The sequence below is a fragment of the Nonomuraea sp. NPDC049625 genome (assembly GCF_040675285.1).
GTDB lineage: Bacteria > Actinomycetota > Actinomycetes > Streptosporangiales > Streptosporangiaceae > Nonomuraea > Nonomuraea angiospora_A.
On sequence record NZ_JBFAOQ010000007.1, the window covers coordinates 550,299 to 571,158 of the forward strand.

A 20,860-nucleotide genomic window follows, 5' to 3' on the forward strand; every position below is an offset into this window, starting at 1 on the left:
GCCCGGAGACGCACGGACTGCGGCAAGTGCGGGACCTCATGCCCCGATGGTGTGAGTACGATGCCAATGTGCTGGTCATTCTCGCCATCGCCGCCATCGCCATCTTGGCGTGTGTGGTCTTGGTCTCCCTCGGTAGGGGCGGTGAGCTGACCGAGTTCCCGCCGGATGTGCCGCCTCTCGACCTGCCCGAGCCCGGACAGTTGACGGCGGTCGACTTCATGGCGCTCCAACTTCCGGTCAATCTGGTCGGCTATCACACGGCGAGCGTCGACGAGACCCTGCGCAGGGCTGCCAACGCGATCAGCGCGCGTGACACGCGGATCGCGGTGCTGGAGCAGCGGGTCTCCGAGCTGCTGTCGAGCCGGTTGCACGCGCGCCAGGAGATCTACGCCGCGCCGGGGGCGGGGCTGCGTACCGACCACGCCCCAGAAGCCCCGGCGGTGGCGCGCGAGCTGCCGGAGTCCGGCGATCCCGTGGAGGTGAGCGGCGCCACGGTGTCCTGGGACAGCACGCCGGACCTGCGGCGGGCGCCGGAGGACCCGGAGTGGCGGATCCCGCCGGGCGACGGCGAGCCGGCCCCGGTGGCCGCTCCGGACGAGCAGGCCCAGGCGGAGTCTCCCGACGGCGAGGCCCCAGCGGCCCAAAGCACAGCGGCCGAAAGCACAGCGGCCGAGACCGCAGCGGCCGAGGAGGCCGCCGCCGTTGTGGAGCCCTCCGTCGACGAGAAGCCGGACGAGAAGCTCGACGAGACCGTCGAAGCCGCCGAGGACGACGTGGTCTCCGAGCCGGTGGACGAGTCCAAGGACGGCGCGGAGGCCACGCAGGCCGCGCCACTGGCCAAGGACGGGGACGGGCGCCCGTGACCGAGCTGATCCGGTGCTCCTGGACGGGCATGGCGGGCAACGCGGCCTACATCGCCTACCACGACGACGAGTGGGGCCGCCCGCTCACGGGCGACGACGCGGTCTTCGAGCGCGTGGCCCTGGAGGCGTTCCAGTCGGGCCTGTCGTGGCTGACGATCCTGCGCAAGCGGGAGAACTTCCGCGCGGCCTTCGACCGGTTCTCGATCGCCAAGGTGGCCGCGTACACCGAGCAGGACGTGGAGCGCCTGCTCGGCGACGAGGGCATCGTGCGCAACCGGGCCAAGATCGAGGCCGTGGTCGGCAACGCCAGGGCCGCCATGGACCTTTCCGAGGGCCTGTCGGACCTGGTGTGGCGCTACGCCGACCCGGAGGCCCCCATGCCGAAGAGCATGGCCGACGTGCCCGCCACCACGCCCGGCTCCAAGGCGCTGGCCAAGGAGCTGAAGAAGCACGGCTTCAGGTTCGTCGGCCCGACCACGGCCTACGCGTTGATGCAGGCCATCGGCCTGGTCAACGATCACATCGAGGGCTGCGTGGCCCGTTCGCGCTGAGCTCGAAGGTGTGGGTCGCGCCGAGTGACCCGCCGAGCTCGACGGTCACGGCGGTCCTCTCCCCGGCCCGTGCCGTGACGGTGTCGTCGGCCCTGATGAGCCCGCCCAGCGGGTGGTCGAACGTGATCGTCACGACGTCCACCGTCCGGCTCGGGTCGGCCACCGCCACGGCCACCCGCCCGCCGGCGCGCCGCACGATCACCACGCACGGCGCGTCCACCGCGATCTCCCCGAGGGTCCCGGCCGTCCAGAACACGGCCGCGAGCAGCCCCCGCGCCCGCACGGCCTGCAGCTCGGCGGTGTTGGCGGCCACCCGCACGGGACGCCGCCCGCGGTACCTGCGGGTCTGCTCGCGCGCCGCGCCCGGCAGCACCGTGTACGCGTAGGAGGCGTTCACGGGGTCGATGCCGTGGTCGATCCAGAGGCTCGCGTAACGCCGCGTGACGGGCTCGACCGCGCCGCCGGTGTCGTCGCCCGCGTTGATGTCGCACCACTTGCCCGTACGCGTCTCCACGGCGCACTGAGCGCCGTCCAGCACGTAGCCCGCGACACCGGGCAGGTGCGCCCAGCCGTCGCCGACGTGCGGTCGCGCGTCCGTGGCCCGGTTCTCCACCACGGTCACCACGCCGCGCCCGTCCGAGCCGGTGATGCCGCTGCCGAGCGCCACCACGGCCGCGTCGAGGAAGAACCACGACTTGCGCGCCCGCAGGCTCGCGCCCTCGCTCGTCAGCTCCATGACGGCGGCCCCGTACCGGCCGTCGAGCACCGCGCCGCCGGCCCACGCGCCGGGCGGGCAGTGGGCGCGGAAGGAGAGGTTCGCGCGCTCGCGGTCGTCGACGGTGGTCCCGGGCAGCCGGTACGGGTCCACCGTCGGCCAGAAGCCCTCGCCGAACTGGCCCAGGTCGCTCGTGTAGAGGTAGGTCATGCCGTCGCCGGTGTACCAGCCGTGCAGGTTCTCGCCGTTGATCGCCTCGTACGCGGCGATCCGGCGCGACGAGAGGCTGAGCGCGAACGACCAAGTGGGCCGCCGGTGCACGATCCGGTCCATCGAGGGGAACACGAAGTGCCCGACGGGCCCGGGAGCGGCCTCGACGTTCACGTCGCGCAGCACCGCGACCGCCCGCCGGGTCTCCGGCACGTCCGCGTGCTCCAGGTAGGGGAGGGCCTTGCCACGCTCGATCCACCCCTTGGCCAGCTCCCGGAAGCGGCCGGCGTACGGCTCCGGCGCGCTCTGGGCCAGCAGCAGGACGGCGCCGATCAGGCCATGGCCGGCCACGGCGTCGGAGAACGCCTGCCGCGTGGCCGCCCGCCCCCTGACCGTGTCCATCAGCAGCCCGTCATGGACGAACGGCGCGCACGACCGCTCGACCGCGTCCAGGACCACGGGCAGGCCCGGATCGCGGACCTGCCACGGCGAACCGTCCAGGAGCGCGAGCGCCTCGGCGACCGCGATGATCAGCGACAGGCCGTAGGAGCCGGTGTAGGCGACGCACTCGTGCTGGATGAACGACCCGTCGCGGTAGAAGCCGTCGCCGGACTCGACGTGGCGGAAGACGCTCCTGAGCCCGCCGTCGCGCACGTCCGACAGGCCGTCGCGGGCCAGCGCCAGCTTGTCCGCGCTGCGTCCCGCGATGCCGCGGAAGGCGACGATGGAGGCTTTGTCGGCCCGGTTGGCGCCGCTCTCGCCCGCCTGCGGGTTGCCGGCCCGGCGGTCGGCGTCCGGGCAGAACCGGTCCACGGCCGCCAGGTAGGCGTCGAGCCTGGCGCCGTCGAGCCGGTCGCCGAGCAGCACGCACAACCGGGTCAGGTGGGCGGGCGTGCCGATCTCCCAGAACCACCAGTTGCCCGTCTCGGGGAGCCGCTCGTTGTAGTGGCGCTCGTGGAGCATGTCGAGCGCGTCCACCACCCGGGCCGCGACGGCGTCGTCGCCGTGCTGCGCGGTGCCGGGCGTGGCCCAGGCCGTGGCGATGCGCCGAAGGCGGCCGTAGCTGCCCGTGACGTTGCCGGGGCCGCCGGCCGGCGGCAGGTCCGGCCAGAGCGTTCCGGGCGCCATCGAGGCCAGCAGGCCGCCGGCGGCCCCGCTCAGCCTGGCCAGCGGTCCGGCGTAGACAGGATCGGAGACGTCGATCCCGCCGCCGGTGAGCAGGCCGAGCGCGCCCGCGCGGAGAACGTCGAACGCGGGCACGCCTCCGGCGGCGGCCTCCTGCGCGGCCGTGGGCAGGCCTCGGGCGGCGGCCTTCTGCGCGGCCGGGTCCGGTGCGGACGTCACTCGGCGCGGAACGTCGGGCGTTCCTTGGCGAGGAAGGCGCGGGTGGCGTTCAGGTGATCCAGGGTGGCGGCGCATTCGTCCTGGAGGTCGGCCTCCATGGCGAGCGAGTCGGGCAGCGAGTGGGTCGCGGCGTAGGCCAGCGCCCGCTTGGTGGCGGCGTAGGCGAGGGTCGGGCCGTGCGCGAGGCGTACGGCCAGCTCGTGGGCGGTCTTCAGGACGTCGTCGGCGGGCACCACGCGCGTGACCAGGCCCAGCTCCAGCGCGCGGGCCGCGTCGAGCGGCTCGCCGAGCAGCAGCAGCTCGGCCGCGCGGCCCCGGCCGACCAGGCGCTGCAGCGTCCAGGAGGCGCCCGAGTCGGGCACCAGGCCGATGCCGGCGAATGCCAGCGCGAACTTCGCCTTCTCCGAGGCCACCCGCAGGTCGCAGGCGAAGGCCAGGGACGCGCCCGCGCCCGCGGCGACGCCGTTGACCGCGGCCACCACCGGCTTGGCCATGGTGGTGATCAGCTCCACGATCGGGTTGTAGTGGACGCGGACCGTGTCGGCCAGGCCGCGGCCCGCCTCCAGGTTGCCGGCGTGCTCGCGAAGATCCTGGCCCGCGCAGAAGGCCCGGCCCGAGCCGGTCAGCAGCACGGCCCTGATCGCGGCGTCGCCCGCCGCGCGGCGCAGCGCGTCGAGGAGCGCGTCCTTGGTCTCGGCGGTCAGCGAGTTCATGGCGTCGGGGCGGTCGAGCGTGATGGTGGCGACCGTGTCGGCCACGTCATAGCGGATCAAAGTAACTCCCTCTCGACGAACGCGGCGGCCGCGGGCAGCAGCCGGGCGGCCTCCTGCTCGAAGTACGCCCTGGCCTTCTCGCCCGGCCAGCCCGCGGGCAGCAGCTCCGGCGGCAGGCCCGGGTCGCGGAACAGGAAGTTGCGCCAGCCGTGCACGAGCCTGCTCCGGGTGGCGAACACCTGGTCCGCCGGTGCTCTCTCGGGCAGCGTGCTGATCAGCGTGACAGCCTCGGCGAGCCAGTGCTCGTACGCCTCGCCGATGGCGGTCAGATCCCACGCCCTGGCCACCAGCTCCCGCGGGTCGCCCTCCAGCGCCGAGTCGAACCTGTCGGCCCGCACCCCCTCGCCGTCGAGCAGGTTGTCCAGCTCGATCGAGGATCGTGGACCGATCCACGTCGTCTCGGACAAGGACGCGTACCCGAGGAAGGCCAGGTCGGCCCTGAGCCGCTCCCTGCGCGGCCGCTCCTTCACCGGCGCGAAGACGATCACGTGCCACCGGCCGTGCCAGGTCAGCGTCCCGGCTCGGTAAATTCTGAGCGCGGCCTCGTCCAGGCGCCGGCCGCATTTCGGGGTCAGCCCGTAGCCGGCTCCCTGCGGCAGTTTCACCGGCCGCAGCCACCCTTGGCGCACCATTCGTGACACAGCGGTGCGGACGGCGGGAGGGGCTATTTCCAGGGGTTTCATGAGCCTTACGAGCGAGGCGACGGACGCCTGTCCACCGCGCGAGCGCAGGTGGTCTCCATAGAGATCGAACAGAGCGGCGCGAGCGTGCACGAAGTCCAGTTTGGACGCCATCGCACGGCTCGACAACGCATTCTGGGAGGAGATCGTTACCCATGAGCGCTCTCGATGCGGGAGAATAGGACATCACAGAAGACGTGAATGCGCCGACCACCCCTCACGGGCGGTCGGAAATCGCGGGCCGCGGGAGCCCAAGGCAGGAAGGGATGCACGCATGGCGGCGATGAAGCCGCGGACCGGCGATGGTCCGCTCGAGGTCACCAAGGAAGGGCGCGGCATTGTCATGCGGGTCCCCCTGGAGGGTGGCGGCCGGCTCGTCGTGGAGATTTCCGCCGACGAGGCGAAGGCGCTCGGCGAGGCGTTGAAGAACGTCGTCGGCTGAGAGCTCCCGAGAGACCACCTTTTCCACGACCCTGGCGTAATCCGGCGCCAGGGTCGCTGACGTTCGAGGAGAGAATCCGTGCCGATTGAGACCACTGCGTCGGTGGTCGCCCAGGTTCCCGACGGAGCCGAGCTGCTGGCCGTTCCCTTTGACTCCACCCTCAGCCCCGAGGTCGAGCTGCACCTGCCGGTGTCCGACCTGCTGGCCCACTACGAGGCCAAGGGGGAGGCGGGGGAGATCGTCGAGGTTCCCGTGGCCAGGGGCGGCGGTGTCGGCCGCGTCCTGCTCTACGGAGTGGGCGACGGCTCGCCGCGGGCCCTGCGCAAGGCCGGCGCCGCGCTCGCCCGCAGAGCCAGGGGCAGGGACACGCTGACCGTGGTCGCGCCCGACGGCGACGTGGCGGCGTTCGCCGAGGCGGCGCTGCTCGCGGCGTACTCGTTCAAGATCGGCAACGGGGGCAAGAAGCCGGTGCGGGCGCTGGCCCTCGCGGGCGCGGACGCGGCGCAGGTGCGGCGCGCGCAGGTCGTGGCGCAGGCGGTGGCGCTCGCCCGCGACCTGGCCAACACGCCTTCCTCCGTCAAGAACCCCGCGTGGCTGGCCGAGCGGGCCGCCGAGGTCGGGGTGCCCGCGCGGATCTGGGACGAGGAGCAGCTGCAGGCCGACGGGTTCGGCGGCATCCTCGCGGTCGGCAGGGGCTCGGCCAGCCCGCCCCGCCTCATCCAGCTCTCCTACACCCCCGCCGAGCCCACCGACCGGCACGTGGTGCTGGTGGGCAAGGGGATCACGTTCGACTCGGGCGGGCTGTCGCTCAAGCCCAACGAGAACATGAAGACCCAGAAGACCGACATGGCGGGCGGCGCGGTGGTGATCGCCGTGCTCGGCGCGCTGGCCGAGCTGGGCGCTCCCGTACGGGTCACCGGGCTGATCGCCTCCGCCGAGAACATGCCCTCGGGCACGGCGCAGCGGCCCAGCGACGTGATCAAGCATTACGGCGGGCGCACGGTCGAGGTGCTCAACACCGACGCCGAGGGCCGGCTGGTGCTGGCCGACGCCCTCGCCTACGCCGACGCCGTCCTCGACCCCGACGAGGTCGTGGACATCGCCACCCTCACCGGGGCGATCACGGTGGCGCTCGGCCGCAACGTCGGCGCCGTCTACGCCTCCGACGACGCTCTGGCCAAGGGGCTCCTGGACGCCGGGCAGGTGAGCGACGACCGGCTGTGGCGGATGCCGCTGATCGAGGACTACACGCCCGCGCTGGAGTCGTCGATCGCCGACCTGGCCAACGTCGAGGCCGGGTCCAGGTTCGGGGCCGGGTCGATCACGGCGGCGCTGTTCCTGCGGGAGTTCGCGGGACGGCGGCCGTGGGCGCACCTCGACATCGCCGGCGTCGGGCGCAGCACGGTGGACGAGGGCACGCTGACCAAGGGCGCCACGGGATTCGGCGTCCGCCTCCTGCTGGAGTGGCTCACCCGCGTCTAGCAGCCGGCTCGCTCGCGGCTGGGCGGCCCACCGGGGCCGGCCGGCTCGCGCAGGCGGCGCTCCGCCCGAGTGGCTCGCCTGCGGCTAGTCGGCGATCTTGATGGCGGCCAGCAGGCCGTCGCCCAGCGGTATGAGCACCGAGCGCAGGCGGTCGTCCGACTGCACCAGCTTGCCCACCTCGCGCAGCGCCACCGTGTCGGTGTCGCGTTGCGCGGGGTCGGCCACCCGGTTGTGCCACAGCATGTTGCCGAAGGCCACGATGCCGCCCACGCGCAGCAGGCGGACCGCCTCGGCGAGGTAGTCGGCGTACTCCTGCCTCGCGCCGTCGGCGAACACCATGTCGTAGCCGCCGTCCGACAGCCGCGGCAGCACGTCGAGCGCCCGGCCCGAGATGAGCCGCACCCGCCCGCCGGAGAAGCCCGCCTCCGCGAACGCCTGTCTGGCCAGCCGCTGGTGCTCGGGCTCGACGTCCACGCTCGTGAGCGTCCCGTCCGTACGCATGCCGCGCAGCAGCCACAGCCCCGAGACGCCGCAGCCCGTGCCGATCTCGACGACGGATTTGGCGTTGACGGCGGTGGCGAGGAAGCACAGTGCCGCCCCGCCGCCGGGAAGGATGGGTGTGGCCCCCATCTCCAGCCCGCGCTGTCGCGCCGTGTGCAGGAGCTCATCTTCCTGATGGAACTGCTCCGCATAGGCCAGAGTGGCCTCCACCGGGTTGGTCATCGGCCGCCTCCCCCGCTTTCGTGCGATTGGTCCACGTGATTGGCACCGATCGCAGCCTAGGGGAGACACGCCAGGACGGGAACTCAGGAGGGACCTAAGGCGTTGCAGGTTTAAACGGGCTTTGCCGGTCCGGAAGGCAGGCAGTGCGCACGAAGGGACGAAACCAGGCACTATGGCGGTAGCGGTGGTCCCAAAGAGAGGAGTTCTGGTGGACGAAAGCGACCACCAGGCGGATGCTCCCGTGTCGTCTGATTGGACACCTCCCACATGGGAGGAAGTGGTGCGGACTCACTCCGCACGCGTGTATCGGCTGGCATACCGGCTGACCGGCAATGTCCACGACGCGGAAGACCTCACCCAGGAGGTCTTCGTCCGCGTCTTCAGGTCGCTGTCGAGCTACACCCCGGGCACGTTCGAGGGGTGGCTGCACCGGATCACGACGAACCTGTTCCTCGACATGGCGCGGCGCAAGCAGCGCATCAGGTTCGAGGGGCTGGCCGACGACGCCGCCGAGCGGCTGCGTGGCCGTGAGCCGTCCCCGGCGCAGGCGTTCGACGACGCCCACCTGGAGCCCGACATCCAGGCCGCCCTCGACGCGCTCGCCCCCGAGTTCCGGGCCGCGATCGTGCTGTGTGACATCGAGGGCCTTTCTTACGAGGAGATCGCGGCCACGCTCGGCGTCAAGCTGGGTACGGTCCGAAGCCGTATTCACCGTGGCCGGGCGCAGTTGCGGGAGGCACTCGATCATCGAGCCCCCCGTAATTCTCAACTCCCCCCGACCGTGATCCGTGGGGAGGAATTCTGATGGCTCATCTTGGAGAACGCGTGTCCGCGCTCGTGGACGGCGAGCTCAACCACACCGAGCGCGAGCGCGCGCTGGCTCATCTGACCTTCTGTGCCGACTGTCGGCAAGAGGTCGAGTCGGTACGGGCGCTGAAGTCGCGCCTGCGCTCCCTGGAGGGGCCGGCGATGCCGGCCGATCTGACGATGTCCCTGCTCCGGATGGCGGAGCCGGGCGGCCCCCTGCCGCCGAGGGAGCGCCCTTTTCCGTCCCGCACCTTCGGCGGGGTGCCCATCCCTGGGCCGCACACCATCGCTCCGCTGGACAACCGCCCGCGGAGGGACGCCACTGGTGGGGCCTCGGGCCCTGGTCGCGGCGGTAGGCGGCGTTCGGCCTACGTGGCCGTAGGGGTGGTCTCCGCGGCCGTCGCGCTCGGCACCTTCTTCGCGGCCACCGGCGTCGGACAGAACAACCCGGCGCCGCCGGTGGAGCTGTTCCAGCAGCCGCGCACCTCGCCGGCGGGCGCGCCCTCGACGGCCACTCCTTGACCTGGGGTTGACCTCCGGCTATGCCTGGGAGACTTGGACTTGGCGTACTTGGCAGCGCGCTGGGCATACGATCTGGGTTCGGGATTTGTCACAAGCGATTCCTGACAAATGCTTTATGACCCTCGTATGCCGCAAGAGCGAGGATTGCGGTGGCCGAGCCAAGGAGTGGTGAGACTTAGATGACCGACGAGACGCGCCCCACCGAAGGACGCACGCCGTCGGACTACCCCGAACCACAGGGGCGGCCGGACTTCCTGCCCGCGGACGACTCGCCTGACCAGGCCGGCCGGTTGCCTGAGCCGCCGGCCTCGTTCGGCACCTCTTGGGGCGACCCGTCGGGTCGCCCCTCTTCGGGTGTCCCCCCGTACGGTGGCCCGACCTCCGGCGCTCCCACGTTCACCAGTCCCTCGTTCGGCTCCCCGAACTCCTACGAGAGCCCTTCGTACAGTCACGAGGGCAGCGGCCCGTCGTTCAGCGCCTCCTACGACAGCGGCTCCGCGTTCGGAAGCCCTTCCTACGAGAGCGGCTCCACGTTCGGAAGCCCTTCCTACGAGAGCACCGGCCCCTCCTACGGGAGCGGCCCCTCGTATGGGAGCGCTCCGTCCTACGGGAGCGGTCCTTCCTACGGGAGCGGTCCGACGTATGGCGGCGGGCCGGACAACGGGACGCGTGCCTACGAGAGCCCGCTGTTCGGCGGCCCTTCCCCGTCCGGTCCCACCGGCGCCAACACTCCGCCGCCACCGCCCCGTCAGGCGCTTCCCCTGGGCGCGGGCTGGGCGCCGCCGCCTCCCGGCGCGGACGCGGGCTCCTCGGGGGGCAGGCGCGGGCCGAGCACGGTCCTGCTCGTCTCGACCGCCGTGGCCATCGCTCTGGTGGCCTCGCTGCTCGGCAGCGTCGGCACCTACCTGCTCACCAAGCCGAGTGACGGCAACGACCCCGGCTACAGCCTCGGCCCCCTGCCGACCGGCGGCGCCGCCAACCGGGAGCCCGGATCGGTGGCGGGCGTGGCCGCGCGGGTGCTGCCCAGCGTGGTCTCGATCGAGGCCGGCACCACCACCGAGGGCGCGACCGGGTCCGGCTTCCTGATCAAGAACGGCTACGTGGTGACCAACAACCACGTCGTCGCGCTGGCCGCCAAGGGCGGCGAGATCCGGATCATGTTCAACAACCGCAAGACCACCCCGGGCAAGATCGTGGGCCGCGACCCCGGCTCGGACCTGGCCGTGATCAAGCCCGAGGACACGTTCGGGACGCCGGAGATCACCCTCGGCAACTCCGACCAGGTCGTGGTCGGCGACCCGGTCATCGCGATCGGCTCCCCGCTGGGCCTCACGGGCACGGTGACGACGGGCATCGTCAGCTCGCTCAACCGCCCGGTCATCGCCGGCGACGAGACGGGCTCCGGCACGGAGGAGCCCGCCTACATCAGCGCCATCCAGACGGACGCCGCCATCAACCCGGGCAACTCGGGCGGCCCGCTGGTGAACGGCAAGGGCGAGGTCGTCGGCGTGAACTCGGCCATCGCCACCCTCGGCCGCTCGGTGAACAGCCAGAGCGGCAGTATCGGCCTGGGCTTCGCGATCCCCGTCAACCAGACGCGGCGCGTGGCCGAAGAGCTGATCACCACCGGCAAGGCCAAGCGGCCCAGGATCGGCGTTGTCCTGGACAAGGACTACAAGGGCCAGGGCGTGAAGATCGCGTCGGCTCCCAGCGGCGGCCGCCAGCCGGTGGACGTCAACGGGCCGGCGGACAAGGCCGGGCTGAAGGCGGGCGACGTCATCCTGGAGATCGACGGGCTGACGCTGCAGGACGGGAACGAGCTGATCGCCCTGATCCGCAGCAAGGCGCCGGGCGCCAAGATCACCATCAAGTACCAGCGCGCCGGCCAGGAACGCACCGCCACCCTCACCGTGGTCGCCGACGACGAGCCCACCCCGACGCCGTCCTGATCCGCCCGGCCGTCCTTGTCGGCGGCCCTGTGCGCTTCTTCACAGCGGCGCGGGCGGTTCGGCGTCCGTCCTTCGGGTTCTTCATCGCGGCGCGGGCAGTTTGGTGTCCGTCCTTCGGTTTTTGAAGGCCGCGCACGGTGGGGACGACCCGCGCCGCCTTTGGTTTCCGTCCTTCGAGTTTTTACGGCTGCGCACGGCAGGCACCACCCGCCGACCCGGGTGACCGGCCCTCCAGGGAGACGCTTACCAGCTTCCCGGCCGCGCCGCCGTAACGGACGGTGCGACCGGCTGGGTGGTAGACGCGTTGACCAGGGCCGAAGGGGTGTATGTGGGGAAAGTCGGTGATATGACCGAGGGGGGACGACCGACCTACGCCCGGGAGCCCTTAGTCTGTGGATAGGCCGGGGTTGTCCTCGGAGTGATTGGACTGCGGTAGGAGCTCACGGTGTTCGGACTCGGGTGGATGGAGATCGGAGCGCTGATCGTCATCGCGCTGCTCGTCTTCGGTCCCGACAAGCTGCCTCAGGCCGCATCTCAGGCCGGCAAGACGCTGCGCAACCTGCGCCGGATGGCGAACAACGCGCGTGACGACCTGCGTTCCGGGCTGGGCCCGGAGTTCGCCAATTTCGACCCCGCCGACCTCAACCCGAGGAACTTCGTCCGCAAGCACCTGCTCGACGACCTCGAGGACGACTGGAACGACAACAACCGGCCTCGGGAGCTGGAGCCCGCCACGACGGCTCCGTACTCGCCCGAGCCGGTGGACGAGCTCGGCTACGGGGAGATTCCCCCTTACGACTCAGAGGCCACCTGACGGGCCAGGGAAGGCTCGTCGCCGTCCATACGGCCCGCCGCCTCCCGGACGGCACACGGGGGCTCAAACAACCCGCCACCCGTCCTCCTGGACCATCGTCGCCCACAAGCGCTCATATGGCCCTCTGAGGGTCCTCCACGCCCGTTCGGGCGCGCCTGGTCAACGCTGTTGACCACCCAGCCGGTCACGCCTGCCCGTTGCGGCGGCGCGCCGGGGAAGCCGGTGAGCGTTCCCCTGGAAGGCCGGTCACCCGGGTCGGTGGGTGGCGCCCACCGTGCGCAGCCGTAAAGGACCCGAAGAACGGGCACTGAGGACGGCGTGGATGCTCGCCGTGCGTAGCCGTGAAGGACCCCAAGGGGACTGAGAACGGCGCCCGCCCGGAGGACGGGCGCCGGAAATCAGGCAAGCGCCGAAAATCAGCGGTTGGGGGAGAGGCCGAGTTGGAGGCCCTTGAGGCTGGTGGAGCGCTTGCTGAGGGTGGAGGCGATATTGCGGAGTTCGGCCGCCGCCGGTGCGTCGGGCTCCGTCAGGACCAGCGGCTTGCCCTCGTCGCCGCCCTCGCGGAGCCGGAGGTCGATCGGGACCTGGCCCAGGAGCGGGACGCGGGCGCCCAGCGTGCGGGTGAGCGCGTCGGCGACCGTCTGGCCGCCGCCCTCCCCGAACACGGCGATGCGCTCGTCGCAGTGGGGGCACGGCAGCCAGGCCATGTTCTCGATGACGCCGGCGATCTGCTGGTGCGTCTGCGCGGCGATCGAGCCCGCCCGCTCGGCCACCTCGGCGGCGGCCATCTGCGGCGTCGTCACGACCAGGATCTCCGCCGTGGGCAGCCGCTGCGCCACCGAGATCGCGATGTCGCCCGTGCCCGGGGGCAGGTCGAGGAGGAGGACGTCGAGGTCGCCCCAGTAGACGTCGGCCAGGAACTGGTGGAGCGCCCGGTCGAGCATCGGCCCGCGCCAGACCACCGGCGTGTTGCCCTCCGGCTTGAACATCCCGACCGAGATGACCTTGATGTCGTGGGCCACCGGCGGCATGATCATGTCTTCGACCTTGGTAGGCCGCTCGGCGGCACCCAGCATGCGCGGGATGCTGTGGCCGTAGATGTCGGCGTCGACGATGCCGACCTTCATGCCGCTGGAGGCCATCGCAGCGGCCAGGTTGACCGTCACGGACGATTTGCCGACCCCGCCCTTGCCGCTGGCCACCGCGAACACGCGGGTCAGCGAGCCCGGCTGGTTGAACGGGATCTCCTTCTCCGGCCCCCGGTTGCCCCGCAGCTTGGTCTGCAGCTGCTTGCGTTGCTCGGTGCTCATGACATCAAGCTCGATCTGGACGCCCGCCACGCCGTCGAGCTTGGCGACGGCGTTGGTGACGTCGCGGCGGATGGTGTCCTTCAGCGGACAGCCCGCCACGGTGAGGAAGATGCCCACGCGCACCACGCCGTCGGGAGCGATATCGATGCTCTTGACCATGTCGAGGTCCGTGATCGGGCGACGGATCTCGGGGTCGATGACGTTGGCGAGAGCCGCCGTCACCTGTTCCTGGGTAGGTGCCATCGAAGTCTCGGCACGAGGGAGTGCCGTCCCTCCTTAGTCGGTATATGTGTGACAGGCGCAGGACGCCAGTGAGGATGCCCCTCCATGGTATGAACCGGCGGCCTCACTGAGTTAATCCGTGCTGTTAGATGTCTGTGCAACAACGTCCTAAGGTTACTCCGTGACTCTTCTGCGCGACGAGGGCCTGACCGCCGAGGAGCTGGCGGTCTGGCGGATGATGCAGCGCGCCCAGGTGCGCATCACCCGGCATCTGGAGGCGGAGCTGCTCGTCGCCCACGATCTGCCGCTGGCCTCGTACGAGGTGCTCGTGCAACTGGCCGAGGCGCCGGAGCGGCGGCTGCGCATGAACGATCTCGCGGGCCGTGTCCTGCTCTCCCGCAGCGGCCTGACCAGGCTCATCGACCGGCTGCAGCGGGACGGGCTGGTGTCGCGGGAGGCCTGCGCGGACGACGCCCGCGGGCTGTTCGCCGTGCTGACGGACGCCGGCGCGGAGCGGCTGGCCGAGGCTACCCCGACCTACCTGCGCGGCGTGCGGACCCAGTTCCTCGACCTGCTGGGCGCGGAGGAGATCACCCGCGTCCGGGCGATGGTCGCCAAGCTGGACCTCAGCGACTCTCCTTGAGCTCCTCGGCGAGGCGTCCGAGCTCGGCGCGCAGGTAGTCGCGCGTGGCCAGCTCGTTCAGCGCCAGGCGCAGCCCCGCGATCTCGCGGGTCAGATACTCGATCTCGGCCTGGTTGCGGTCGGCGGTCTCGCGGTCCTGCTCGTACTGGATGCGGTCCCGGTCGCCCTGGCGGTTCTGGGCGAGCAGGATCAGCGGCGCGGCGTAGCTGGCCTGCAGCGACAGCATCAGCGTCAGGAAGATGAACGGATACGGGTCGAACTTGAGGTTCGGCGGCGTGAACGCGTTCCAGATGACCCAGATCGCGACGACCACGGTCATGTAGACGATGAAGCGCGCGGTGCCGAGGAAGCGGGCGATCTGCTCCGACAGGCGGCCGAACGCCTCCGGGTCGTAGTGCGGCCGCAGCGAGCGGCGCAGGGCCCGGGGCTCGTCAAGCCGTTCGGTCGTCATGATCGTCGGTCCCCTCACGCCAGTCCTCGGGCAGGATGTGGTCGAGCACGTCGTCCACCGTCACCGCGCCGACGAGCCGGCCCAGCTCGTCCACGACCGGGGCGGCGACGAGGTTGTAGTTGGCCAGGTAGCGGGTGACCGCGCGCAGCGTGAAGTCCGGCCTGATCGGGTCGATCGACGGGTCGATCACGCCGCCGAGCAGCGTCGACGGCGGCTCGCGCAGCAGCCGCTGGAAGTGCGAGACGCCCAGGTACGTGCCCGTCGGCGTCTCGGTGGGCGGCCGGGCCACGTAGACCTGCGCCGCCACGGCGGGCGTGAGGTCCTGCTGCCTGATGTGGGCCAGCGCCTCGGCCACCGTGGCGGTGGGGGGCAGGATGACCGGTTCGCTGGTCATCACGCCGCCCGCGCTGGTCTCCGGGTAGGTCAGCAGGCGCCGCACGGGGGCGGCCTCCCCGGGCTCCATCAGGGCCAGCAGCTTGGCCGCCTGGTCCTCCGGGAGGTCGTGCAGCAGGTCGGCCGCGTCGTCGGGGCCCATCTCCTCCAGCACATCGGCCGCCCGCTCGGGCTCCAGCGTGCCGAGGATGGAGATCTGGTCGTCGGGCGGAAGCTCTTCGAGCACGTCGGCGAGCCGCACGTCGTTCAGGGCTCGGGCGATCTCGATGCGCCGCTTGCTCGGCAGCTCGTGCAGCGCGCTGGCCATGTCGGCGGCCCGCAGCGACTCGAACGCGGAGATCAGCCCGGCCGCCCCCTGGTCCTTCTGCAGCCTGTCGAACCCGGAGACCTCCTCCCACTCGACGATCCGCGGGTCGCGCCGCCTGCCCTTGTAGAGGGCCACCTGGGTGATCTCCCAGTGGGACGGCTTGATCTCCTCCATGGCCACGTCGTAGACGGTCATGGGCTCGCCCTTGTGCGTGACGCCCAGGTCCAGCATCTCGCCGATCACCAGCGTCTCGGTGGCGCGCTGCTCGAACCTGCGCATGTTGAGCCGCCCGGTGAAGACCACGGCCCCCGTCTCGATGCGGCGTACCCGGGTGATGGGCAGGAACACCCTGCGGCGCGGCTGCACCTCCACCACCAGGCCGTGCACCGTGGGCCGGAGGCCGATGCGCAGGCCGACCACCACGTCCCTGACCCGGCCGATCTGGTCGCCCGCGGGGTCGAAGACCGGGGTGCCCGGCAGCCGGGCCACGAAGATCTTCACGTGGCCAGGCTAACAGTGCTGCCCCATTGCGCCCCGCACGCCTCTCATGTCAGTATCAAACGTGCTTAACGGTAATTACTGCCCAGGTGGTGCGCGATGAGGTACGCGGGGCTCGGGCTCGCCTTCGTGTCCTCCTGGTGTTTCGCGTTCTCGGGTCCGATGGCCAAGTACCTGATCACCGCCGGGTTGGCGCCGATCGAGGCCGTCTGGACGCGGATGGCGGGCGCGGGGCTGCTGCTGCTGGCCGTGCTGGCCGTGGTGAAGCCCAAGGCGCTGCGGATCCCCAGGTCCAGGCTGCCGTTCTTCGGGCTGTACGCGGTGATGGCGGTGGCCGGGGTGCAGTCGCTGTATTTCGTGGCGATCACGCGGCTGCCGGTGGGGATCGCGCTGCTGCTGGAGTTCATGGCGCCGGTGATGGTGGTGGCCTGGGTGCGGTTCGTACGGAAAGTACGGCTCGCGCGGGCGGCCTACATCGGGGCGGTCGTCGCGGTCCTGGGCCTCGGGATCGTGGTCGAGGCGTGGCAGGGGATGCGACTGGACGCGCTGGGCCTGGTGCTCGGCCTGCTGGCCGGGGCGTGCTGCGCCGGATATTTCCTGATGAACGATAGCTTCGGCGACGACGTTGACCCGCTCGGCCTCATCGCCTGGGGGATGGCGGGGGCGGCCGTGGTGCTGATCCCGTTCGCCCGGCCGTGGGACATCCCGTGGGCGGCCTTCACGGCCACCGTCGCGCCGGAGGGCGGCCGGACGTTGCCGGTGCTGGGCGCGTACCTGTGGATGGTGCTGGTCGCGACCGTGATCGCGTACATCCTGGGTGTGAACGCCGTGCGGCGGCTGTCGGCCGCGGTGGGGGCCACGGTCGCCTCGCTCGAGGTCATCGGCGGCGCGGTGGTGGCCTGGGCCCTGGTCGGCGAGACGCTGGGCGTCTTCCAGATCGTGGGCGGCCTGCTCGTGCTGTCCGGCGCGCTGCTCGCCCAGACCGCCACGGCGAGCCCCTCGCCGTCACCGGCGGCGGAGGTCGAGGCGGAGCCCGTCGCCGTCAGAGGCTGACCCTCGAAGCCCGTCGCCGTCAGAGGCTGACTCTCGAGGCGCGGCCAGGAGCCGGCCTCGTCAGCGGCGGTCGGGGGTGAGGCGCAGGACCGTGGAGTCGCGGGCCCAGCGCTCGGTGAGGTGCTCGCTGTCGAGGGCGTTGAGCCGCTCCTTGGCCAGCGCGGCCACGGCGTCGGCCGCCGCGGCCTGGTCGACGACCGCGACCGCGGCCTCGAACTCCACCAGCCTGGCGCCGTTGTCCTTGCTGCGCAGCGTGACCTGGACCCGGTCGAGCGCGTCGAGGCCGGGCAGCGCCTGCTCCTCGCCGCCCGTCACCAGGTAGATCGCGCCGTCGTGCCAGGTGTGCCAGGCCAGGCGGGGGCGGTCGAGGGTGAGCCAGAGGATGCCGGACTTCTTGGCGCCCTCCTCGATGGCCGCGGTGTCGTCGCTCACAGCTTCGACTGTAGTCCGTTCAGCGCGAGGACCCGAGCCGCTCCGAGGCGAACGAGCTGATCTCCCGGGTTTCCCGCGAGATCGAGGCCCGCATGGGAGCGACCTGGCCGGGCCAGTAGCGTGTGCGCATGCGCTCACGCCGTTCCGTGCTCGCCGTGCCAGGCAGCAACCCCAGGTTCCTGGAGAAGGCCCAGACCCTGCCCGTCGACGAGGTCTTCCTCGACCTCGAGGACGCGGTCGCGCCGCTGGCCAAGGAGGAGGCGCGCAAGAACATCGTGACCGCGCTCCGCGAGGGCGACTGGTCCGGCAAGACGCGCGTGGTCAGGGTCAACGACCTCACGACGCACTGGACGTACCGGGACGTGATCGAGGTCGTCGAGGGGGCGGGGGAGTTCCTCGACTGCCTGATCCTGCCCAAGGTGCAGGACCCGACCGAGGTCGTCTGGCTCGACACGCTGCTCACCCAGATCGAGAAGACCATGGGGTACGAGGTGGGCCGCATCGGCATCGAGGCGCAGATCGAGAACGCCCGAGGCCTGGTGAACGCCGACGCCATCGCCGGCTCGTCCAAGCGCCTGGAGGCGCTCGTCTTCGGGCCGGCGGACTTCATGGCGTCGATCAACATGCGGACGCTCGTCGTCGGCGAGCAGCCGCCCGGCTACGTCGAGGGCGACGCCTACCACTACATCCTCATGCGGCTGCTCATGGCGGCCAGGATGCACGACCTGCAGGTCATCGACGGGCCCTACCTGCAGATCAAGGACGTCGAGGGCTTCAGACGGGCCGCCAGGAGGTCGGCGGCGCTCGGGTTCGACGGGAAGTGGGTGCTGCATCCCGCCCAGGTGGACGCGGCCAACGAGGTCTTCTCGCCGTCGCAGGACGACTATGACCACGCCGAGCTCATCCTGGAGGCGTACGAGTACTACACCTCGGTCGAGAAGCGCGGCGCGGCCATGCTGGGCGACGAGATGATCGACGAGGCCTCGCGCAAGATGGCGCTCGTCGTGGCGGCCAAGGGGCGGGCCGCCGGGCTGAGGCGTACGAAGAGCTTCACACCTTGATGCCGATGGCGGTGAAGAACCAGAACGACGACGTCAGCCAGAGCCCGATCAGCGCGGTGAACGCCAGCCCGCCGAGCACCGGCAGCGTCCAGCCGGGCGCGTCGTGCTTGGGCAGGGCCAGCATCTTCGCCGTGAACACGCCGTAGAAGAAGCAGCCGAGCAGCGAGTGCGCGAGCACTCGCGGCACGTCGTACTGCAGGCCCAGGGCGTAGAGGCAGTGGAAGGCGACGGGGATCGTGAGCAGGAACGCGATCCTCCCCGACCAGCGGTGCACGCCGGGCGGGATCGTGACCCCGAGCCTGCCCCACATCGACAGGGCCGAGACGACCTGCACGATCGCGAGCACGAACGCCCCCGTCGTCAGCCACGCCTTCATCGGCAGCGCGCCGGAGAACCCGGCCACGCCCACGGCGAACCCGGTGGGCGTGTGCACGCGCCCGTAGACGCCGAGCGCGAGCGCCGCCAGGCCGCCGGCCAGGAGCGGAACGAGGAGCGGGGTCAGGCCGCGGGACTGCTGGGGTACGGCGGTCATTGCATCTCCTCGATGAAGCCGTCCACGTCCTCAGGCTGGATCGTGGTGTCGCCGACGGTCACGGGCGCTGTGGGCTGGTCGTCCCGCAGTTGGGGGATCGGCACCTGCGTGTCGCCCTCGAACGCGGCGCCGACCTGGGTGTAGCCGCCTCCCGGGTTCTTCAGCACGATCCAGCCGGCCCGGAGCTTGGCGCCCCTGACGAGCGCGGTGGCGCGGTAGAGGCCCGACGGCTTGACCACCGTGGGCGCGACGAAGGTCCACTTCTTGCCGCCGAACGCGACCGAGCCCCTGGCCCGGCCGCCGCCCAGCTCGGCGGTGACCTTGGCGCTGCCGAGGCCGGTCAGCCGCAGCTCGCCGTCGGACTCGCTGCCCTTGAACCAGGCCTCGGCCTTGCCGTCGCAGAAGTAGCCGACGGCCTTGCCGTCTCTGATCGAGATCGCGATGAGGCCGCCGTTGCCCTTGACGTAGCCTCCGTAGTCCGCCTTCGCGATCTTCTTCGGTTCTGTTCGCTGAGGCGAGGGCGTGGCGTCCGCCTCGGCCTCCGATGAGCGTGACGGGGCCGCGGTGGTCTCGCCCGCCGACGGTGCCTCCGCGGCGGTGTTGGCGGCCTCGTCGTTGGCCGCCGGTGTCGCGGTGACGCTGGCGACACCCAGCCCCACGGCGAGCACTGCTCCCGCCGCGAGGGTGATGACAGGTCCCAGCCTTGACATGGACTGCTCCCAGGGTCGAAATGCCGTACGTCTCCGAGCATCCGCCTAAATCGGTGGGCCGTCTGTGAACTATTGCGCATCGCGCGGACAGAATGGATAGATGCAGGAGAATCCAGGGCACCAGCCGCCCGTCTACGGCACGCAGCCGCCGGTCCACCCGTATCAGCCGCCGCCCTGGTTCCTGCCGACGCCCATCGGTGCGAGTTACGACCACCTGGCGCGGAATGCCGCGACCCGGCCATGGCGGACGATCGTGGGCACGCTGGTCGTCGCCACCGGGTTCGTCGTGATCGGCGCGGTGGTGGTGTGGGCCGGCGTGGTGATGTCGCTGCTCCTCGGGATCCCCGCGCCGCTGGAGGCCGAGGGGCAGCTGTTCGGCGATCCGGTGTTCTCGCTGGTCGTGGTGTTGCTGTCGCTCGCGCCCGTGCTGCCCCTCGTGTACGGCACCGCGGCGCTCGTCCAGCGCAGGCGCCCCGGCACGCTCTCGTCCGTGGCCGGGCGGCTGCGCTGGCGCTGGCTGCTGACCTGCGCGGGCCTGGCGGTGCTGGCCCTGCTGCTGGGGCAGGGCGCGCAGGCGCTCGCGCTGACGGCGGCCGGCGAGGACGCCGACCTGTTCGGCTGGGGTGGATGGTCGGGGTTCCTGCCCGCGCTCGTCGTGATCGTGCTGCTGGTGCCGTTCCAGGCGGCCGCCGAGGAGTACGTCTTCCGCGGCTGGTTCGTGCAGGCCGTCGGGGCGCACATAAGGAATCCGGCCTGGTCCATCGTGCTCGGCTCCGCGCTGTTCATGTCGCTGCACGGGTATTCGTGGGCGGGGCTCGTGGACGTGTTCGGGTTCGGGGTCGTGATGGGCTTTCTCACGGTGCGCACCGGAGGGCTGGAGTCGGCGATCTCCCTGCACGTGCTGAACAACCTGCTGGCCTTCGGGCAGGCCGCCGCGGCCGGGCACCTGGCCGACGCGCTGGACCAGGGAAAGGTGCCGGTGCCCTGGCAGGCGTTGTCCGGAACGGTGGTGCAGCTCGGGGTGTATGCGTTTGGTGTGTTGTATCTAGCCAAAAAACAGTCAATTAAGACTATCTCGGAATAAATCGGTCCTGGGGTGCCGGGAATCTCGCTAGAGAGGTCTCGCTATTCCGGCTGAGTCATGCTGGTCTGGTCCTGTGGAACGGACCAGCGTCCTCGTTCCACCCGTACGACGTTCGACCCCATAGGAGGTAGGGCGCGTGGCCTCCGGCCCCAGCGAACCGCCACGGCGACCGCCGGAAGACGACGAACCTCGTCCCGAGGGCGCCTCTGAACCGCATTCCTCCGAAGAACCGAGGATCAGCCATTCGCCGCCGGGTCCCACCGACGATCGCACCAGGGGTTTACCGCTG

Annotated in this window: 22 protein-coding genes; 12 read left to right on the forward strand and 10 right to left on the reverse strand. The window is 71.1% G+C overall.

The features are described 5' to 3' along the window. Positions 1–68 precede the first annotated feature (68 nt). Both AB0J87_RS31615 and AB0J87_RS31620 read left to right on the forward strand, forming a co-directional pair. A complete protein-coding gene (locus AB0J87_RS31615; protein ID WP_363970940.1) occupies positions 69–863 on the forward strand; it encodes a hypothetical protein in 795 nt (264 codons plus the stop codon). 29 nt (positions 864–892) lie between these two features. Then, positions 893–1,414: a DNA-3-methyladenine glycosylase I gene (locus tag AB0J87_RS31620; protein WP_363971095.1), complete on the forward strand. Its 522-nt coding sequence runs from the start codon at positions 893–895 to the stop codon at positions 1,412–1,414. On the opposite strand, the gene AB0J87_RS31625 is transcribed toward AB0J87_RS31620, so the two are convergent. The 3 genes from AB0J87_RS31625 to AB0J87_RS31635 are packed head-to-tail and all read right to left on the reverse strand — an operon-like array spanning position 1,374 to position 5,250. Further along, on the reverse strand, positions 1,374–3,683 hold the full coding sequence (locus AB0J87_RS31625) for a polysaccharide lyase 8 family protein (protein ID WP_363970942.1): 2,310 nt from the start codon (positions 3,681–3,683) through the stop codon (positions 1,374–1,376). The genes AB0J87_RS31620 and AB0J87_RS31625 overlap by 41 nt on opposite strands. Further along, the gene (locus tag AB0J87_RS31630) at positions 3,680–4,456 is read right to left on the reverse strand and encodes an enoyl-CoA hydratase-related protein (protein WP_363970944.1); all 777 of its coding nucleotides are present in this window, start codon (positions 4,454–4,456) and stop codon (positions 3,680–3,682) included. The genes AB0J87_RS31625 and AB0J87_RS31630 overlap by 4 nt, the downstream gene beginning before the upstream one ends. Beyond that, a complete protein-coding gene (locus AB0J87_RS31635; protein WP_355197185.1) occupies positions 4,453–5,250 on the reverse strand; it encodes a PaaX family transcriptional regulator C-terminal domain-containing protein in 798 nt (265 codons plus the stop codon). Before AB0J87_RS31635 ends, AB0J87_RS31630 begins: the two co-directional genes overlap by 4 nt. A gap of 160 nt (positions 5,251–5,410) precedes the next feature. Here AB0J87_RS31635 and AB0J87_RS31640 point away from each other — a divergent pair, with 160 nt between their 5' ends. Together AB0J87_RS31640 and AB0J87_RS31645 are read left to right on the forward strand one after the other, a co-directional pair. Further along, on the forward strand, positions 5,411–5,578 hold the full coding sequence (locus AB0J87_RS31640) for a DUF3117 domain-containing protein (protein ID WP_020545024.1): 168 nt from the start codon (positions 5,411–5,413) through the stop codon (positions 5,576–5,578). A 78-nt stretch (positions 5,579–5,656) separates the two neighbouring features. After that, positions 5,657–7,060 carry a leucyl aminopeptidase gene (locus AB0J87_RS31645; protein WP_363970946.1) on the forward strand — a complete coding sequence of 468 codons (1,404 nt, stop codon included), beginning with the start codon at positions 5,657–5,659 and terminating at the stop codon, positions 7,058–7,060. Positions 7,061–7,144: 84 nt separating this feature from the next. Here AB0J87_RS31645 and AB0J87_RS31650 read toward each other — a convergent pair whose 3' ends face one another. Then, entirely contained in the window at positions 7,145–7,783 is a 639-nt protein-coding gene (locus AB0J87_RS31650) for an O-methyltransferase (protein WP_363970948.1), read from the reverse strand. Positions 7,784–7,955: 172 nt separating this feature from the next. Between AB0J87_RS31650 and sigE the strand changes: the two genes are divergently transcribed. The 4 genes from sigE (at position 7,956) to AB0J87_RS31670 (ending at position 11,875) form a co-directional block, all read left to right on the forward strand. Continuing rightward, positions 7,956–8,588 carry an RNA polymerase sigma factor SigE gene (gene sigE / locus AB0J87_RS31655; RefSeq protein WP_350725491.1) on the forward strand — a complete coding sequence of 211 codons (633 nt, stop codon included), beginning with the start codon at positions 7,956–7,958 and terminating at the stop codon, positions 8,586–8,588. Beyond that, entirely contained in the window at positions 8,588–9,112 is a 525-nt protein-coding gene (locus AB0J87_RS31660) for an anti-sigma factor (protein ID WP_357733431.1), read from the forward strand. The genes sigE and AB0J87_RS31660 overlap by 1 nt, the downstream gene beginning before the upstream one ends. 179 nt (positions 9,113–9,291) lie before the next feature. Beyond that, a complete protein-coding gene (locus AB0J87_RS31665) occupies positions 9,292–11,061 on the forward strand; it encodes a trypsin-like peptidase domain-containing protein (protein WP_363970951.1) in 1,770 nt (589 codons plus the stop codon). A gap of 445 nt (positions 11,062–11,506) precedes the next feature. Next, positions 11,507–11,875, forward strand: coding sequence for a sec-independent translocase (locus AB0J87_RS31670; protein ID WP_350725486.1), 369 nt, complete (start codon positions 11,507–11,509; stop codon positions 11,873–11,875). Positions 11,876–12,291: 416 nt separating this feature from the next. Here AB0J87_RS31670 and AB0J87_RS31675 read toward each other — a convergent pair whose 3' ends face one another. Next, positions 12,292–13,428, reverse strand: a complete 1,137-nt coding sequence (locus AB0J87_RS31675; RefSeq protein ID WP_363970954.1) for an Mrp/NBP35 family ATP-binding protein — start codon at positions 13,426–13,428, stop codon at positions 12,292–12,294. A gap of 160 nt (positions 13,429–13,588) precedes the next feature. Between AB0J87_RS31675 and AB0J87_RS31680 the strand changes: the two genes are divergently transcribed. Then, positions 13,589–14,050, forward strand: coding sequence for a MarR family transcriptional regulator (locus AB0J87_RS31680; RefSeq protein ID WP_363970956.1), 462 nt, complete (start codon positions 13,589–13,591; stop codon positions 14,048–14,050). Here the strand turns inward: AB0J87_RS31680 and AB0J87_RS31685 are convergent. Beyond that, positions 14,034–14,501 carry a DUF1003 domain-containing protein gene (locus tag AB0J87_RS31685; protein WP_355197177.1) on the reverse strand — a complete coding sequence of 156 codons (468 nt, stop codon included), beginning with the start codon at positions 14,499–14,501 and terminating at the stop codon, positions 14,034–14,036. The two genes, AB0J87_RS31680 and AB0J87_RS31685, sit on opposite strands and share 17 nt — an antisense overlap. Continuing rightward, positions 14,482–15,702, reverse strand: coding sequence for a CBS domain-containing protein (locus tag AB0J87_RS31690; protein ID WP_363970958.1), 1,221 nt, complete (start codon positions 15,700–15,702; stop codon positions 14,482–14,484). The genes AB0J87_RS31685 and AB0J87_RS31690 overlap by 20 nt, the downstream gene beginning before the upstream one ends. Before the next feature lie 96 nt (positions 15,703–15,798). On the opposite strand from AB0J87_RS31690, the gene AB0J87_RS31695 reads away from it, so the two are divergent. Then, a complete protein-coding gene (locus tag AB0J87_RS31695; protein WP_363970960.1) occupies positions 15,799–16,752 on the forward strand; it encodes an EamA family transporter in 954 nt (317 codons plus the stop codon). Positions 16,753–16,812: 60 nt separating this feature from the next. Here the strand turns inward: AB0J87_RS31695 and AB0J87_RS31700 are convergent, their stop codons facing one another. After that, positions 16,813–17,184, reverse strand: a complete 372-nt coding sequence (locus AB0J87_RS31700; protein WP_363970961.1) for a hypothetical protein — start codon at positions 17,182–17,184, stop codon at positions 16,813–16,815. Positions 17,185–17,312: 128 nt separating this feature from the next. On the opposite strand from AB0J87_RS31700, the gene AB0J87_RS31705 reads away from it, so the two are divergent. Then, positions 17,313–18,245 (forward strand): CoA ester lyase, encoded by a 933-nt coding sequence (locus AB0J87_RS31705; protein ID WP_355197171.1) that lies wholly within the window; start codon positions 17,313–17,315, stop codon positions 18,243–18,245. Here AB0J87_RS31705 and AB0J87_RS31710 read toward each other — a convergent pair. Then, positions 18,235–18,777: a DUF6529 family protein gene (locus tag AB0J87_RS31710; RefSeq protein WP_350725471.1), complete on the reverse strand. Its 543-nt coding sequence runs from the start codon at positions 18,775–18,777 to the stop codon at positions 18,235–18,237. The two genes, AB0J87_RS31705 and AB0J87_RS31710, sit on opposite strands and share 11 nt — an antisense overlap. Then, positions 18,774–19,487, reverse strand: a complete 714-nt coding sequence (locus AB0J87_RS31715; RefSeq protein ID WP_363970964.1) for a hypothetical protein — start codon at positions 19,485–19,487, stop codon at positions 18,774–18,776. Before AB0J87_RS31715 ends, AB0J87_RS31710 begins: the two co-directional genes overlap by 4 nt. 100 nt (positions 19,488–19,587) lie before the next feature. On the opposite strand from AB0J87_RS31715, the gene AB0J87_RS31720 reads away from it, so the two are divergent. After that, positions 19,588–20,571, forward strand: coding sequence for a CPBP family intramembrane glutamic endopeptidase (locus tag AB0J87_RS31720; protein WP_363970966.1), 984 nt, complete (start codon positions 19,588–19,590; stop codon positions 20,569–20,571). The last annotated feature ends 289 nt before the right edge of the window (positions 20,572–20,860 follow it).